The organism is Streptacidiphilus sp. PAMC 29251 (genome assembly GCF_054208735.2).
Window position 1 is genome coordinate 1,370,369 of the sequence record NZ_CM135725.2, and the last position, 15,439, is coordinate 1,385,807.

The 15,439-nt window shown below is 71.6% G+C and carries 12 protein-coding genes; 9 read left to right on the top strand and 3 right to left on the bottom strand.

Annotated elements, in window-relative coordinates:
• The first annotated feature begins 66 nt into the window (after positions 1 to 66).
• Positions 67 to 2,766, top strand: a complete 2,700-nt coding sequence (locus ACXKR8_RS06445; RefSeq protein ID WP_458271927.1) for a sensor histidine kinase — start codon at positions 67 to 69, stop codon at positions 2,764 to 2,766.
• Positions 2,763 to 3,467 carry a response regulator gene (locus tag ACXKR8_RS06450; protein ID WP_458271928.1) on the top strand — a complete coding sequence of 235 codons (705 nt, stop codon included), beginning with the start codon at positions 2,763 to 2,765 and terminating at the stop codon, positions 3,465 to 3,467. Before ACXKR8_RS06445 ends, ACXKR8_RS06450 begins: the two co-directional genes overlap by 4 nt.
• A 6-nt stretch (positions 3,468 to 3,473) precedes the next feature.
• On the opposite strand, the gene ACXKR8_RS06455 is transcribed toward ACXKR8_RS06450, so the two are convergent.
• Positions 3,474 to 4,055, bottom strand: a complete 582-nt coding sequence (locus ACXKR8_RS06455; protein ID WP_458271929.1) for a universal stress protein — start codon at positions 4,053 to 4,055, stop codon at positions 3,474 to 3,476.
• 559 nt (positions 4,056 to 4,614) lie between these two features.
• On the opposite strand from ACXKR8_RS06455, the gene ACXKR8_RS06460 reads away from it, so the two are divergent.
• Both ACXKR8_RS06460 and ACXKR8_RS06465 read left to right on the top strand, forming a co-directional pair.
• The gene (locus tag ACXKR8_RS06460) at positions 4,615 to 4,737 is read left to right on the top strand and encodes a hypothetical protein (RefSeq protein ID WP_462100363.1); all 123 of its coding nucleotides are present in this window, start codon (positions 4,615 to 4,617) and stop codon (positions 4,735 to 4,737) included.
• Positions 4,734 to 5,465, top strand: coding sequence for an SDR family NAD(P)-dependent oxidoreductase (locus ACXKR8_RS06465; protein WP_462100364.1), 732 nt, complete (start codon positions 4,734 to 4,736; stop codon positions 5,463 to 5,465). Before ACXKR8_RS06460 ends, ACXKR8_RS06465 begins: the two co-directional genes overlap by 4 nt.
• A 55-nt stretch (positions 5,466 to 5,520) precedes the next feature.
• Here the strand turns inward: ACXKR8_RS06465 and ACXKR8_RS06470 are convergent, their stop codons facing one another.
• Both ACXKR8_RS06470 and ACXKR8_RS06475 read right to left on the bottom strand, forming a co-directional pair.
• Positions 5,521 to 6,423: a TetR family transcriptional regulator C-terminal domain-containing protein gene (locus ACXKR8_RS06470; RefSeq protein WP_458271931.1), complete on the bottom strand. Its 903-nt coding sequence runs from the start codon at positions 6,421 to 6,423 to the stop codon at positions 5,521 to 5,523.
• Between the two features lie 66 nt (positions 6,424 to 6,489).
• Entirely contained in the window at positions 6,490 to 7,995 is a 1,506-nt protein-coding gene (locus ACXKR8_RS06475; protein ID WP_458271932.1) for a flavin monoamine oxidase family protein, read from the bottom strand.
• A gap of 155 nt (positions 7,996 to 8,150) precedes the next feature.
• Between ACXKR8_RS06475 and ACXKR8_RS06480 the strand changes: the two genes are divergently transcribed.
• Genes ACXKR8_RS06480 through ACXKR8_RS06500 form a run of 5 tightly spaced genes read left to right on the top strand, consistent with a single transcriptional unit; the run spans position 8,151 to position 15,392 of the window.
• Positions 8,151 to 9,737 carry an APC family permease gene (locus tag ACXKR8_RS06480; RefSeq protein WP_458271933.1) on the top strand — a complete coding sequence of 529 codons (1,587 nt, stop codon included), beginning with the start codon at positions 8,151 to 8,153 and terminating at the stop codon, positions 9,735 to 9,737.
• 58 nt (positions 9,738 to 9,795) lie between these two features.
• Positions 9,796 to 11,076 (top strand): acyl-CoA dehydrogenase family protein, encoded by a 1,281-nt coding sequence (locus ACXKR8_RS06485; protein WP_458271934.1) that lies wholly within the window; start codon positions 9,796 to 9,798, stop codon positions 11,074 to 11,076.
• Entirely contained in the window at positions 11,073 to 13,184 is a 2,112-nt protein-coding gene (locus ACXKR8_RS06490; RefSeq protein WP_458271935.1) for an acetate--CoA ligase family protein, read from the top strand. Before ACXKR8_RS06485 ends, ACXKR8_RS06490 begins: the two co-directional genes overlap by 4 nt.
• Positions 13,165 to 14,013 (top strand): SDR family oxidoreductase, encoded by an 849-nt coding sequence (locus ACXKR8_RS06495; protein WP_458271936.1) that lies wholly within the window; start codon positions 13,165 to 13,167, stop codon positions 14,011 to 14,013. Before ACXKR8_RS06490 ends, ACXKR8_RS06495 begins: the two co-directional genes overlap by 20 nt.
• Positions 14,013 to 15,392 carry an NAD-dependent succinate-semialdehyde dehydrogenase gene (locus tag ACXKR8_RS06500; RefSeq protein ID WP_458271937.1) on the top strand — a complete coding sequence of 460 codons (1,380 nt, stop codon included), beginning with the start codon at positions 14,013 to 14,015 and terminating at the stop codon, positions 15,390 to 15,392. The genes ACXKR8_RS06495 and ACXKR8_RS06500 overlap by 1 nt, the downstream gene beginning before the upstream one ends.
• The last annotated feature ends 47 nt before the right edge of the window (positions 15,393 to 15,439 follow it).

Genomic DNA, 15,439 nt, shown 5'->3' on the forward strand with positions numbered 1-15,439 from the left:
GCGGCCGGACCGCAATAGGTCCATCAGCGGTTCGAACGACCTGCCGAAGAGGAAAGGACAATTCCGGTGGCACCGCAGCAGGAACAGCCTCCGTACTACTCCCGCGCGAGCGGCCGTAAGGGCAGGCTGAAGGTCTTCCTCGGCGCCGCCCCCGGCGTCGGCAAGACCTACCGGATGCTGGACGAGGCCCGCCGCCGCTCCGAACGCGGCACCGATGTGGTGGTCGCCTTCGTGGAGTGCCACCAACGCCGCAACACCGAGGAGAAGCTCGCGGGCCTGGAGATCCTGCCCCGGCTGACCCGCGAGTACCGCGGCACCGGGTTCACCGAGATGGACGTCGAGGCTGCCCTGGCCCGCCGTCCCGACGTCGCCGTCGTGGACGAACTCGCCCACACCAACATCCCCGGCGGTCGCAACGCCAAGCGCTGGCAGGACATCCAGGAACTGCTGGACGCCGGGATCGACGTGCTCACCGCCGTCAACATCCAGCATCTCGAATCGCTCAACGACGTGGTCCAGAAGATCACCGGGGTGCCGCAGCAGGAGACCGTCCCGGACGCGGTGGTCCGCCGCGCCGACCAGATCGAGCTGGTGGACGTCGCCCCCGAGGGCCTGCGCCGCCGGATGGCACACGGCAGCATCTACGCGCCCGAGAAGGTCGACGCCGCGCTCTCGCACTACTTCCGCGTCGGCAACCTCTCCGCACTGCGCGAACTCGCACTGTTCTGGCTGGCCGGACGGGTCGACGAAGGCCTGCAGAACTACCGCGCCGAGCACGGCATCGCCAGTGTCTGGGAGACCCGCGAACGCGTGGTGGTCGCGCTGACCGGCGGCCCCGAGGGCGAGACCCTGATCCGCCGCGCCTCGCGGATCGCGGCCCGAGCCGCGGGCGGTGACCTGCTGGCGGTTCATGTGGCCCGCAGCGACGGCCTGGCCGATGCCAACCCGGCGGCGCTGGCCGCCCAGCGTCACCTGGTGGAGACCCTCGGCGGCAGCTACCACTCGGTGGTCGGCGACTCGGTGCCGCGGGCCCTGATCGACTTCGCCCGCGCCGAGAACGCCACCCAGCTGGTCCTGGGCACCAGCCGCCGCAGCGCCCTGACCCGCTCCCTGACCGGACGCGGCATCGGCGAGACGATCACCGCCCTGTCCGGCGACATCGACGTCCACATGGTCACCCACGAGCAGTCGGGACGCGGCCGCCGGCTGCCGGTCCCGGGCCGGCTGCACTCCCCGGCCCGGCGGATCGCCGGGCCACTGGCCGGACTGGCCACCCCGTTCCTGCTGACCGCCCTGCTCAGCCAGACCAGAGGAGCGGTCAACCTCACCAGCGACATACTGCTGTTCCTGGCCGCCGTGGTCGGCGTCGCCCTGCTCGGCGGCGTCACCTCCGCGCTGCTGGCCTCGCTGGTCGCGTCGCTGCTGCTGAACTACTACTTCATCCCGCCGATCCACCGCTTCACCATCGCCGACCCCAACAACCTGCTCGCCCTTGCCGTCTTCGCCGCCGTCGCGCTGACCGTCGCCGCCGTGGTGGACCGGGCCGCCCGGCTGGCCCGCCGCGCCGCCCGCGCCACCGCCGAGGCAGAGACCCTGTCCGCACTGGCGGGCAGCGTCCTCGGCGGCCAGAGCGCCATCGAGGCACTGCTGTCCCGGCTCCGGGAGACCTTCGGCATGGACTCGGTCGCCCTGCTCCAACGCGGCCCCGGAGACCTCGCCCAGCCGGCCGAAGTCGCCCAGCGCGAAGAGATCGCCCACGTCGGGCCCCCTCAGAACCCAGTAGGTGCCGCCGATCCCGGATCAGCGGGTGAACCCGAAACAGAACCCCAGGCCGTCGAGGAGGTCCCGGTCGGGGAGGACGCCGTGCTGCTGCTGCGCGGACGCCCGCTGCCCGCCGCCGACCGGCGCGTCCTCGCCGCCTTCGCCGCCCATGTCGCCGCCGCCCTGGACCGGGCCCACCTGGCCGAGGTCGCCGCCGAGATCGAGCCGGTCAAAGCCGCCGACCGGATGCGCACCGCGCTGCTCGCCGCCGTCAGCCACGACCTGCGCACCCCGTTGGCCGTCGCCATGGCCTCGGTCAGCTCACTCCGCAGCCAGGACGTCCAGTTCTCAGCGGAGGACCAGCAGGAACTCCTGGCCAGCGCGGAGGATTCGCTGGGCAAACTCAACCGGCTGGTCGACAACCTGCTCGACATGAGCCGGCTCCAGGCCGGAGCCCTTCCGCTGGACCCGCAACCCACCGCCCTGACCGACGTGGTGTCCGGAGCGGTCCAGTCACTGACCGAGGACCCACAGCCGCACATCGAGGTCCACGGCCTGGACCAGGTGTCGCTCGTGCTCGCGGACGGACCGATGCTGGAACGCGTGGTCGCCAACCTGATGGCCAACGCCCTGCGTTACAGCGGCGGCGTTCCGGTCCTGGTCACCGCCAGCGCGCTGGCCGACCGGGTCGAGGTCAGGGTGGTCGACCACGGTCCCGGACTGCCCGAGGACGAACGGGAGCGGGTCTTCCTGCCCTTCCAGCGCCTGGGCGACACCGACAACGGCACCGGCGTCGGCCTGGGGCTTGCTCTCTCCCGCGGGCTGACCGAGGCCATGGGCGGCACCCTGACCCCCGAGGACACCCCCGGCGGCGGCCTGACCATGCTCCTCACCCTGCCAGCCGCCCCGCAACAGCCCGACACTCCCCGCTCCGGGCAGTCCACGCCCGTCGGCAGCCCTGCCGTGCTCCAGTCCAGCACCCTTCAGACAGGCCCGCTCTCGTGACCCGTGTATTGATCGTCGACGACGAGCCGCAGATGCTGCGCGCCCTGCAGATCAATCTGCAGGCCCGTCAGTACACCGTCGCCACCGCCCTGGACGGCCCCCGCGCCCTGGACGACGCGGCCAGGATCCCCCCGGACGCGATCATCCTCGACCTCGGCCTGCCCGGTCTGGATGGCATCGACGTGATCCGGGCGCTGCGGGTGTGGAGCTCGGTGCCGATCATCGTCCTGTCCGGCCGCACCGACGCCGCCGACAAGATAGCCGCGCTGGACGCCGGGGCCGACGACTACGTCACCAAGCCCTTCTCCATGAACGAACTGCTGGCCCGGCTCCGCGCCGCGCTGCGCCGTCCGGCCACAGTGGAACCAGCCGGCGGCACCGCGGTCATCGGCGACTACACCATCGACCTGGCCAGCTGCACGGTCCGCCCCACCCGAGGCACGGCTCCTGCGGCAGAGGAGGAGGACACGCTGCGGCTCACCCCCACCGAGTGGCGCATCCTGACCGTCCTGATCAGTCACCCGGGACGACTGGTGACCGGCCGCGACATCCTGATCAGCGTCTGGGGCCCGGGACACGAGCGCAAGACCAACTACCTGCGCGTCTACCTCTCCGGCATCCGCCACAAGCTCGAACGCGACCCCACGCACCCCCGCCACCTGCTCACCGAACCGGGGATGGGCTACCGCTACCAGCCCTGACCGAGGTCAGCCCTCGTCCGTGACCGGGGCGTTGGGAGTGTCGAGGCGCGGGGCCCTGTGCGGCTTGGAAGCGGCCTGGAGTTCCTCGGAGGACACGGCCGGCCGTCGGTGCCGTTGCCACAGGGACAGTTCCTTGAGCAAGGCCGGCGGCGGGACCGCCAGCACCCGGCAGCCGGCGTGGGAGACGACGTAGCGGCTGGTGGCGCCGTGGAACCAGCGGGCCGGCCAGCCGCGCTCGCCGGCCCCCAGCACGAGCAGGTCGTCGGACCGGTCAGCGATCGACACCAGGCCGTGGCCCGCTTCGGCGCGTACGACGAGAGGGTGGATCGCCACCCCGCTCGGATAGCCGCCGAAGGCTTCCTCGAAGCTGTTGCGCAGCCGCACGCACGCCTGCGCCTCCCACAGGGCGAGCAGGTCGGAGCACGGGGCGCGGCGGTAGCCCGCCTCGCCGCCCACGGGTGTCCAGGCCATGACTGCCAGCAGCTCGGCCCGCCCCCGACGAGCCTCGTCAACCGCAGCGCGCAGCGCCTCCAAGCTGCTCAGCGACCCGTTCACGCCCACCACGACCCGCCCCACCGGCACCGTCACGACCGCCCCTCACCTTTGTCTCGACGCGGCTATGCAACATCCGACAGGTGGGCCAAGAAAAGCTCCCTGACGATTCCCATATACAGATGATCGGTACTTTGACGCCGACTTGACCGGCGCCCCGCTCGAAGAGGCAGAGGCCCGTCCCAGGCCCGTCCCACAGGCGGGTTAAGGCAGCGACAGAATGCGGTCTCCGACCGTCAGGGGCGCGCCAGGAATCCCGCCCACGGCTTGCCCACGCAACTCAGGATCCGGTTGCATCGGACGCATGGGCCCACTCATCCGCAGCACCGACAGCGCCGTCACGGCGCCGGCCTGCCCTGCGCAGCCGGAGCACGCCGCTCCGCACCCCGGTCGTCTCCACGACGACCGGCCGCCGCATCCCGGTCGCTGAACGCCGCCCTTCCCATCCCGCCTTCTGCCGCGGACGGTCGCCCCAGCGCGCCCTCCCCGCCTGCTCCCGCACGCCGGACGCTTCCGTTCGGGGTGCGGTGAGGTCTGACCTTCCACGGACCGGTGCCTGCCACGGCCCGCCCGGTCCTCCAACGAACGGACCCCTGTGTCTTCTCTCTCCTCCCACGGCCTCGCCTTCGCCGACCGCACCGCGCTGGTCACCGGCGCCACCGAGGGCCTGGGCTTCCAGACCGCGCTGCGCCTGGCCACCGGCGGCGCGCGCGGGTGATCGTCCACGGCCCCAGCGCCGAGAGCACCGCACTCGCCGTCCAGCGCCTGGCGGCGGCCGGCGCCCCCGCTTCGCAGCTGGAGCAGGCCTCCGCCGACTTCGCCCACCTCGACCAGGTGCACCAGCTCGGCACCGCACTGGCCGAGCGGTACGAGCGACTCGACCTGCTGGTCAACAACGCCGGCATCACCGCACCCGAGCGGCGCACCCTGACCCGGCAGGGCAACGAGCTCTGCTTCCAGGTCAACTACCTCGCGCCCTACCTGCTCACCCGACTGCTGGAACGCCCCCTGGCCCGCAGCGCCGACAGCCGCGTCGTCGCCCTGGGGTCCAGCCTGCACCGCACCGCGAACATCGACTGGACCGACCTCACCCGCGCCAAGCGCTACTCCCGTGTGGTCGCCTACGGCCAGTCCAAGCTGGCCCTGACCACCTTCACCGGTGCCCTGGCCCAGTGGCTCCCGGCCGGACACACCGCCATCACGGTGCACCCCGGCGTCGCCGAGACCGCGATCCGCCCGCTGTACGGGACCTCCGGGCGCCCGGCCGCCGAGATCGCCGAGATCCTGCTCACGCTGTGCTGCCCGCTGACCGAGGTCGTCAACGGCGGCTACTACGACCAGCTGATGCTCAGCACCCCCGGACCACAGGTCAACGACAAGCGCTCCATCGAGCGCCTGCTCAGGCTCAGCGAAAAGCTCACCGAACGAGTGCCGCTGTCGGTCTGACGATGCGCCACACCAGATTCCCGCGCATACCCGCGCTGGGACGACTACTCTCCCTCTACTCTCCCCCAGGACGGCGGAGGGTGATGTGGGGTTCGAAGGCGTCGAGCAGCAGTTCGCGCATGCGCTCCACCGGCATCTCGGCGCTGCCCGACAGCATCTGTATCGCCAGCCCGTCCACCAGGCCGGTGAAACGGCTGGCCAGGGCCTCGGGGTCGGCGTCCGGAGCGAGGCCCTCGCGCTGGCAGCGGCGGACGAGGTCGAGGACGATCCCGCGCCAGCGCGAGTAGACGGCACGCTGACCTTCGCGCAGGGACGGCTCGAGCATGGCCGCGGTCCAGGACTGGATCCACACCGACCATTCGTCGATGTCATCGCTGCTGCTGGGCAGTTGGACCTCGACGAGTCGGCGCAGCATCTCCATCGTGTCGCCCACCTGCTGGAACTCGCGTTCCAGGCGGTCGTGCAGGCGGTCGGCGTAGAACAGCAGCGCTGCTCGCAGGGCCCCGTCCTTGGCGGGGAAGTGGTAGTGCACGGTGCCGGTGCTGGTGCCGCAGGCACGGGCGATGTCGGCCACCCGAACGGCGTGGATGCCGTGCCGTGCGATCAGTCGCGCCGTCGCTTCCAGGATCTGGATGCGGCGGGTGTCGGTGTCCAGGGTCTCGGCCCGTCGCCGTGACCCGGCGGCCCGGGTCACGGCGATCGGTTCCCGTCCGCTCCCGGTGGTGAGGTAGCGCACGGGGACCTTGCCGACCCGGGCGATGGCGGCCAGCTCGTGGTCCTGCAGTCGGCGGGTGCCGCGCAGCGCCTTCGAGAGTGCGGTGGGGTCCATCCCGATGAGTTCGGCGAACCTGCGTTGGTTGACGTCGGCCGCCAGCACCACCCGGCGGGCCCGGTCGGCCACGGTCCCGTCGGTGGGCTCGGGGTCCTGCATCGTGGTCGTCTGAGTCTTCTTCGCCATGGCACTTCTCATTATGCCCGCCCGGCCACGTCCAGCTACGCCCGGCTGCCCGGCGGTTCGTGGACCTCAGTCGCCGTCCGCTGCCGGGCGAACCGTTTCGGCCAGGGCCTTGGCGACCTCGTCGGCGGCTCGGTAGCCCGAGCCGATGGCGCCGTCGATGTAGCCGTTCCAGCGGGTGGCGGTCTCGGTCCCGGCCCAGTGCAGGGCACCGGTGGGCTCACGCCATCCGTGCTCGCCGTAGCCGCTCCAGCCGCCGGGGGCGAGGAAGGCCGCATAGCCTCCCCGGGCGAACTGGTCCTGCGGCCATATCGTCTCGGTGTAGTCGACCGGATCTGCGGCGCGGTCGCCGACGACGGCGCGCAGGCTGTCGAGCACCGCGGCACGGCGTTGTTCCGGGTCCGATCCGCTCCAGTCGGTGGCCCGGTCGCCGTAGAGGAAGGCCACCAGGACGCCGGTCGAGGCGTCCTGCGGCGAGTTGTCGAAGACCACGCCGACGGGCAGGTCACCGTAGAGGGTCGCGATACCGGAGAGTCCGTCGGCCCGCCAGAAGGGCTCGGGGTAGACGGCGTGGACCTTGGCGACCCTGCCCATCGGACTGTGCGTGATCCATCCGCTGCGGGCGGCCGGCAGCGCGGGACTGAACGCGATGCCCTGGACCGCCGGCGGCGGAAGGGCGATGACCGCGCGGCGGGCCTCGACCACCGCACCGTCGTCGGTGCGTATCCGGACCCCGGAGGCGTCTCCTGCGGCATCGACGAGTTGCTCGACAGCGCGAACGCGCGCGCCGAGCCGGATCCGGTCGCCGAGCAGGGCCGCGATCGCCCGCGCCGGGGCGGCCGCACCCTCGGCGAACCGCCGGTCCTGGGCGCAGTCCCGAGTCTCCATCAACTGCTCGTAGCTGCCTGCCGCCCGGATGTAGAACAGCAGGTGGAAGAGCGATATCTCGCGCGGTTCGGCGCACCACACGCCCTGGACCGCGAGGGCGAGGCGCACCAGCGCGTCGGCGTCGTCGGTCTGCTCCTGGAAGAAGGACTCGGCGCTCCGGCTGTCCCATTCCGCGAAGCGCGGTGTCAGCCAGGGGTGCTCCGGGTCGACGGTCAGCGCGGACGCGTCGAGCAGCGCGGTGATCCGGAGGTACTCCGCGATCCCCGGACCGGACGCCGGCGCGGCTCCGGAGTATCCGACACGGGAGCCGTCGTGCCACACCTCGGTGTGCTGTCCGGCCTCCCAGGTGGGGAAGGTTCGCTGGCCGAAGCGTTCGGCGAGGGCCAGCAGATGACGCTGGGTCGGCCCGACCCACTGGCCGCCGTGGTCGAGCACCGGTCCTGACTCCCGCTGCTCGCTCAGCACCCGGCCGCCGACCCGGGGCGAGGCCTCCAGGACGACGACGTCCAGGCCGCGTTCCAGCAGTTCGAGCGCGGCGGCAAGGCCCGCGTAGCCGGCTCCGACGACCACGACGTCGGCGAAGGCGGTCGGCTCCGCCGTGGCCGCTCCGCGCGGCGGTGCGGTGGCGGAGGGCTCGGATCCGCTCGGCTCGGGTGCGGTCGGCTCGGGTTCTCTCTGTGGCCTCATGACTCCGAGCCTGCAGCAAGACTGATCCGGAAGTCAATAATTGCGATTGCTTCCTCCCGACCTCTTGACGCGACCTTCACGGTCAGCAATATTGACTCGCTAATCAGTGTTGCGATCCCGGCTTTTCCTCCGCCTATGAGCAATGAGGAGCTTCCATGCCAACCACCACGCAGGCCGAGCCCGACGGCCTGGCCGACATGTCGTCCAAGGGGCTGAGACCAGGGGCGCTGTCCATGGCCACCAGCCTGATCCTCGCCACCGCCTCGGCGGCACCGGCCTACAGCCTCGCCGCCACCCTGGCCTTCGTCGTCGCGGCGGTGGGCTTCCAGGCCCCGGCCGTCGTCGTGCTCGCCTTCGTCCCGATCCTGTTCGTGTCCTTCGGCTATGCGGCGCTCAACCGGGCCGACCCCGACTGCGGCACCATCTTCACCTGGGCCTCCCGGCAGCTCGGCCCACGGGTCGGCTTCCTCTGCGGCTGGGCGATCATCTCCTCGTTCGTGCTGGTCATGGGCAGCCTCGCGCAGGTCGCAGGCCAGTACGTGTTCCTGCTGTTCGGGGCCAACGGCATCGGCGAGGACCCGACGAGCCCCTGGGTCGTGGCCGTCGGCCTGGGCTGGATCGCCCTGATGACCGCCGTGTGCTATCGCGGCATCGAGGTCGCCGCCGCCGTCCAAAGAGCGCTGCTGTTCCTGGAGTTCGCCATGCTGGTGGTGTTCTCCGCGGTCGCGCTGGTCCGGGTCTGGACCGGCCACGCGACTCCGGGCGCCCAGCATCCGCGACTCTCCTGGTTGAATCCCTTCGCGATCTCCTCGCCGAGCGCCTTCGTCAGCGCGCTGGTCCTGATGCTGTTCATCTACTGGGGCTGGGAGACCGCGCTGACGGTCAACGAGGAAACGGCGGACCGTCGCCGCACACCGGGCCGGGCCGCGACGCTGTCGACGATCCTGCTGCTCGCGCTCTACCTCGGCGCGACCATCGCGACGGTCTCCTTCGCCGGAATCGGCACCACCGGCAACGGCCTGGCCAACCCGGACCACTCCGGTGACGTCTTCTCCGCCCTCGGCGGCGCGGTGTTCGGCACCACCGGCTTCGGCTCGGTGATGCTGCACCTGCTGATCCTCATGGTGCTGTCCTCGGCCGCCGCGTCCACCGAGACCACCGTCCTCACCCTCGGGCGCACCCTGCTGGCGATGGCCAGCCATCAGGCGCTGCCCGGTACTTTCGGTTCCGTGCACCCGCGCAACGCGATCCCGCGGACGGCCACGATCGCGACCGGCGTGGCCGGTGGCGCCGCCTACCTGGTGATGAGCTTCCTGGCCCACGGACATGTGATCGGGGACGCCGTCTCCTCCTGCGGCCTCATGATCGCCTTCTACTACGGCCTCACCGGAATCACCTCCGCCTGGGCCTACCGGCGCCAGGTCCGGCGCAGCGCCGCCGACCTGTGGCTGCGGGTGGCCCTCCCCGCCGCGGGTGGTCTCGCGTTGGTCGCGGCCGGCCTGTGGAGCCTGCGCAACGACTGGAGCCCGGACTCCGGCTACACCTCCTGGACGATGCCGTTCCCACCGCACTGGCACATCGGCGGGGTGTTCCTGATCGGAGTCGGCGCGATCGCGGTGGGTGTGGTGCTCATGCTCGTGCAGCAGCGGCGCGCCCCGGACTTCTTCGCCGCCAAACTGCCGTCCCCCGCGTCGGAACAGGAACCCGGCGAGGGCGTCCTGGCTGCCGCGAACCGCGGCTGACCCCTCCGCCCATCCATCACCGGCCTTTCCGGGCCGTCCAACACCCTATGGAGCTTCCATGCCCTTCGACATCCGCGACGCCCTGGACCTCACCGGCGAGCAGCAGCAGATCGTCAGCCTGGCCCGCGAGTTCGCCGCGAAAGAGATCCGTCCCCGGGCTCGGGAGGTCGACGACGCCCAGACCGAATCGCCGCTCGACCTGTGGTCCAAGGCGGCAGCGATCGGCCTGTCCTCCTTCATGATCCCCGCCGAGTACGGCGGGGGCGGCGTCACCGACATGCTGACCCAGGTCCTGGTCCAGGAGGAGCTGTGCCACGGCGACATCGCCATCGGCAACCTGATGACCTCCAGCGGGTTCTTCGCCGACCCGATCCTCGAACTGGGCACCGAGGAGCAGAAGCGACGCTGGCTGGGTCCGCTGTGCGACGCCGCGCCGCCGCTGACGGCACTGGCGGTCACCGAGCCGGGCTACGGTTCCGACGCCGCCGGCATCCGCACCCGCGCGGTACTGGTGCAAGTCGACCGGAACGGGAGCCCGGACGGGGCCACGGCGCTGGGCGACCACTACGTGCTGAACGGCCAGAAGGCGTGGATCTCCAATGCCCCCTACGCCCAGCGCTTCGTCGTCTTCGCCACGGTCGACCCCGCCCTCGGCGCCAGGGGGGTGACCGCGTTCGTGGTCGAGCGCGACACTCCCGGCCTGTCCGTGGGCAGGCCGATGCGCAAGATGGGGCAGCGCGCGATCGTCAATGCCGAGGTGTTCCTGGAGGACGTACGGGTGCCGGTCGCGGACCGGCTCGGCGACGAGGGTCAGGGCTTCGTCGGACTGATGCGGACCTTCGACGCCTCGCGCATCCTGATCGGCGCGTCCTGCGCCGGGCTGTGCCGTGCCGCGCTCGACTACGCGACCGACTACGCCCGGGAGCGGGTGCAGTTCGGCGTGCCGATCATCAAGCACCAGGCGGTGGCGTTCCGACTCGCGGACATGGCGGTGCGCACCGACGCGGCCCACTTGTTCGCGGTGCGCGCGGCGCAGCTGTTCGACCGTGGCGAGCGGGTCACCGCCGAGGCCGCGGCGGCCAAGCTGGTCGGTTCGGAGAACGCCATGGCCAACAGCTGGGCCGCGGTCCAGACCCTGGGCGGCTGGGGCTACTCGCAGGAGTTCCTGGTCGAGAAGTGGATGCGCGACGCCAAGCTGGAGGAGATCGAGGAGGGCACCTCGGACATCCAGCGGCTGGTGATCTCCCGCTCGCTGTCCCGGTTGGCCGGAGCGTCCCGGTCGACAGGAACGTCCGGGTCGGCCGGAACCGCCTCGTCGGGCCGGCAGGCCGGCCGATGAGCGGACTGGACGTCTTCCGCGACCCGGCGTCGATCGCCGTCGTCGGCGCCAGTGACTCGCCGACCAAGTGGGGCCACTGGCTGGCTCGGGGCGCTCTGGCCGGGGCGGCACGGCGCCCGGTGCACCTGGTCAACGCCCGCGGCGGCACGGTCCTCGGTCAGCAGACCGCCTGCTCGCTCCGCGAACTGCCGCAGGTGCCCGGCCTGGTCGCGTTCGCCGTCCCCGCGGCCGCCCTGGGAGCGGCCGTGGACGAGGCGCTGGCCCTGGGCGTCCGCGGGGTGCTGGCCGTCACCGCCGGGACGCCCGACGAGGCAGGCCTGGCCGCCCGCGTCCGGCGGGCGGGGGCCCGGATGATCGGCCCCAACTGCCTCGGCGTCTACGACGCGGACAGCGAACTCGACCTGGTCTGGGGGTCGTTTCGGCCCGGCGCGCTGGCGATCGTCTCGCAGAGCGGCCAACTCGGCCTGGAACTGGCGGGGTTGGCCGCTGACGCCGGAATCGGCGTCTCCCGCTTCGTCTCGGTGGGCAGCCAGGCGGACGTGACCGCGCACGAGGTCCTCGCCGACCTCGCCGACCACCACGGCACCCGGGTGGTCGCCCTCTACCTGGAGAGCTTCGGCGACGGACGCGCGCTGATCGCGGCACTCGCGGCACTGCGCCGGGCCGGGAAGCCGGTGCTGCTGCTGACCGTCGGCGCCAGTGAGGCCGGGCAGTCGGCGGCCCGCTCCCACACCGGCGCGATGACCACGGCGACGGACGTGGTGGACGCCGCGTGCGAGGCTGCCGGTGCGGTGCGCGTCGAGACCCCCGCCCGACTGATCGCCGCCGCGCAACTGCTCGTCCGCGCTCCCCGGCCGCGCGGACGCCGGGTCGTCGTCGTCACTGACAGCGGGGGGCAGGGAGCCCTCGCCGTCGACCTCGCCTCGCGGGCCGGCCTGCTGGTGGCGCCGCTGCCGGAGGAGACCAGACGGGCGCTCGCCGCGGGCCTGCCGGAGCAGGCCACCACCGCGAACCCGGTCGACCTGGCCGGCGGCGGCGAACAGGACCTGGGGAGCTACAGCCGGGTCGTGGAGCTCGCGGCGGCGTCAGGCACCACCGACGCCGTCCTGCTGACCGGGTACTTCGGCAGCTACGGCCGGGACATCCCGGCCCAGCAGCAGCGCGAGACCGAGGTCGCGCTGGCCCTCGCCGACGTGGCGGCACGGCACGCACTGCCGGTCCTGGTGCACTCGATGGCCAGGGACACGGCGACCATCGAGGCGCTGCGCACCGCGGGCGTCCCGACCTTCACGGACATCGAGGCCTCGGTGGACGCCCTGGGCACGGCGGTGCGCCTCGCCGAACTGACGCCCCGCCCGGCCAGCGACGACCGGACGGCTGCCGACGTCCGCGTGGACCCGCCCGGGCACGGGCCCACCGATACGGGTCCGGACTACCTCGCCGCCCGCGAGTTGCTGGCCGACCTGGTCGCCCCTTTCCCACCTGCCGTCGCCGTCACCGATCAGTCCCAACTAGCCGCCGCAGCAAGCCGATTGCGTGCACCGTACGTACTCAAGGCGCAGTGGCTGGAGCACAAGAGCGAACACGGCGGGGTGGCCGTCGGCCTGCCCGACGCCGACGCGCTGAAGGCAGCCCACGCGAGGATGACCGAGCGCCTCGGCCCCGGCCGCTACGTGGTCGAGGAGATGGACCAGCGCCCCGATGTCGTCGAGATGGTGATCGGGACCCGTCCCGACCCCTCCTTCGGACCGGTCGTCGTGGTCGGCTCGGGGGGCGTCCAAGCAGAGCTGTGGCGCGACACCGCGCTGGCACTGGCCCCGTGCACCCGCGAGGAGGCACTGCGCCTGATCGCGCGCCTGCGCTGCGCTCCGCTGCTGGACGGTTGGCGCGGACGTCCCCCGGTCGACACCGGGGCACTGGCCGACGCGGTCGTCCAGCTGTCCCAGCTCGCCGCCCAGCGACCGGACCTGCAGGAGATCGAACTCAACCCGCTTCGCGTCGCCCCGACCGGCGTCCTGGCCGTCGACGCACTGATCACCCGCTCCGGCACCGCCCCGGACCGACACCGCATCCAAGGGAGCACGGCCCATGAACACGTCCCCCACTGAGTTCGACAACCGGGTCGCCGTCGTCACCGGCGGCGGCTCGGGAATCGGCCGGGCCATCGCCCTGCGCTACGCCGCCGCCGGCGGGACGGTCGCGGTACTGGGCCGACGCACCGAGGCGCTGGAAGAGACGCGGCGTCTCGCCGAGAAATTCGGCGGAGTCATCGAGACAGCCTCCGTCGACGTCCGCGACGCAGACGCCCTGACCACGGCGATCGACGCGGTCGCCGCCCGGCACGGACGGCTGGACGCCCTCGTCAACAACGCAGCCGGCAACTTCGTCGTCCCGGCCGAGGAACTGTCACCCAACGGGTGGCGCGCCGTCGTGGACATCGTCCTCAACGGCACGTTCTTCGCCACCAGGGCCGCCGCACAGCACATGCTCGCCGCCCGGGACGGGGCGATCGTCAATGTGATCGCCAGCTACGCCTGGCACGGCCACCCCGGCACCGTCCACAGTGCCGCCGCCAAAGGCGGGGTGCTCGCCATGACCCGCACCCTCGCCGCCGAATGGGGGGCCAGGGGCGTCCGGGTGAACTGCCTCGCCCCCGGCCCGACCGAGACCGAGGGCGCAGGCGCGGCGCTCTGGCCCACGGACGAGGCCAGAGCCCGGGTCCTGAGCAGCGTCCCGGCCGGCCGCTTCACCTCTCCGGAAGAGGTCGCCGAGGCAGCGGTCTTCCTGCTGGAGGACCGGTCACGCTACATCACCGGCACGACGATGGTGATCGACGGCGGCCAGTGGCTCGGCCGTCAGGTCTACGGGGAGCCGAAGGCCGCCACATTCCCGCCACAGGCTGACCCCAGCCCACAGCGAACAGGGGACGACCTCTGATGTCCCACTCCGCACCCGTGCTCTACCAGACCGTCAACCCCGCCACCGGCGAGATCGGCACCACCCGCAGCTGCCTCACGGCGGAGGAGCTCGCGCGGATGACGAACGCCGTCACCGCATCCCACCCCAGGTGGGCGGCGACGCCCCTCACGGCCAGAACCGCCGTCATCAAGCGCGTTGCGGAGATCTACCGCGACCGGCGCGAATACCTCGCGGACCTCATCGTGACGGAGATGGGCAAACCCGTCACCGGCGCCCTCGGCGAGGTGGACCTCTGCGCCGACATCTACGACTACTACGCGGAGAACGCCGCCGATCTGCTGCGCGACCGGCAGCTCCCGCTAACCTCCGGGTCAGGGACCGCGGTCCTGCGCAAGAGCCCCCTCGGAACCATCCTGGGCATCATGCCCTGGAACTTCCCCTACTACCAGATCGCCCGGTTCGCCGCGCCCCACCTGATAGCGGGAAACTCCCTGCTCCTGAAGCCGGCACCGCAGTGCCCCGATTCCGCTGCCGCAGTCGAAGCCGTGTTCACCGAAGCCGGTCTGCCCCAGGAGACCTGCTCGACGCTTTTCATCAGCCATGGCCAGACCGAGTCCGTGATCGCCCACCCCGGGGTTCGCGGCGTCTCCTTCACCGGATCGGGAAAGGGCGGGGCCGTGGTCGCCGAAGCCGCAGGCAGACATCTGAAGAAGGTGGTGCTGGAACTCGGCGGATCGGACCCGTTCATCGTCCTGGAGGTGCAGGACGTGGACGCTGTCGTCGCCGCCGGAATCGCCGCGCGGCTGGACAACAACGGGCAGTCCTGCAACGGCGCGAAGCGGTTCGTCGTGCTGGAAAGCCTGTATGAGGAGTTTCTTCAGAAGTTTGTCGCCTCGATGGCCCGGATATCCCCCGGCGACCCCCGACTCGCTGCCACGCAGCTCGGGCCGCTGTCCTCCGAGGCCGCCGCCAGGCGCCTTGAGGAGCAGGTTGCGCTCGCCGTGGAGGACGGTGCCACGCTGGTGACCGGCGGCACCCGGAAGGGGACCTACTTCCAACCGACTGTGCTGACGGACATCGCACCCGACAACCGCGCCCACCACGAAGAGTTCTTCGGACCCGTCGCGGTCGTCCACCGCGCCCACGATGAAGGGCACGCCGTGAGGATTGCCAACGACACTCCCTTCGGCCTGGGCTGCTATGTCTTCACGGATGATCCCTCGCAGGCAGAACGAGTGGCGGACGGGATCGACGCGGGAATGGTCTTCGTGAACGGCGTCGCGCTGGAAGCCGCGGAGCTTCCCTTCGGAGGCACCAAGAACTCCGGCTTCGGCCGCGAACTGGGGCCCCTTGGCATCGACGAGTTCGTCAACCTGAAGATTCTCCGCGTCACCTGACCGTCTGAGGGCCCGGTGGGGGTCCGGCCGGCCACCGGCAGAGGGAC

Bases quoted from the DNA above. Each gene is read 5' to 3' on its own strand.
- ACXKR8_RS06495 (WP_458271936.1), top strand. From the start codon at position 13,165: ATGAACACGTCCCCCACTGAGTTCGACAACCGGGTCGCCGTCGTCACC.
- ACXKR8_RS06485 (WP_458271934.1), top strand. From the start codon at position 9,796: ATGCCCTTCGACATCCGCGACGCCCTGGACCTCACCGGCGAGCAGCAG.
- ACXKR8_RS06490 (WP_458271935.1), top strand. From the start codon at position 11,073: ATGAGCGGACTGGACGTCTTCCGCGACCCGGCGTCGATCGCCGTCGTC.
- ACXKR8_RS06500 (WP_458271937.1), top strand. From the start codon at position 14,013: ATGTCCCACTCCGCACCCGTGCTCTACCAGACCGTCAACCCCGCCACC.
- ACXKR8_RS06470 (WP_458271931.1), bottom strand. From the start codon at position 6,423: ATGGCGAAGAAGACTCAGACGACCACGATGCAGGACCCCGAGCCCACC.
- ACXKR8_RS06480 (WP_458271933.1), top strand. From the start codon at position 8,151: ATGCCAACCACCACGCAGGCCGAGCCCGACGGCCTGGCCGACATGTCG.
- ACXKR8_RS06475 (WP_458271932.1), bottom strand. From the start codon at position 7,995: ATGAGGCCACAGAGAGAACCCGAGCCGACCGCACCCGAGCCGAGCGGA.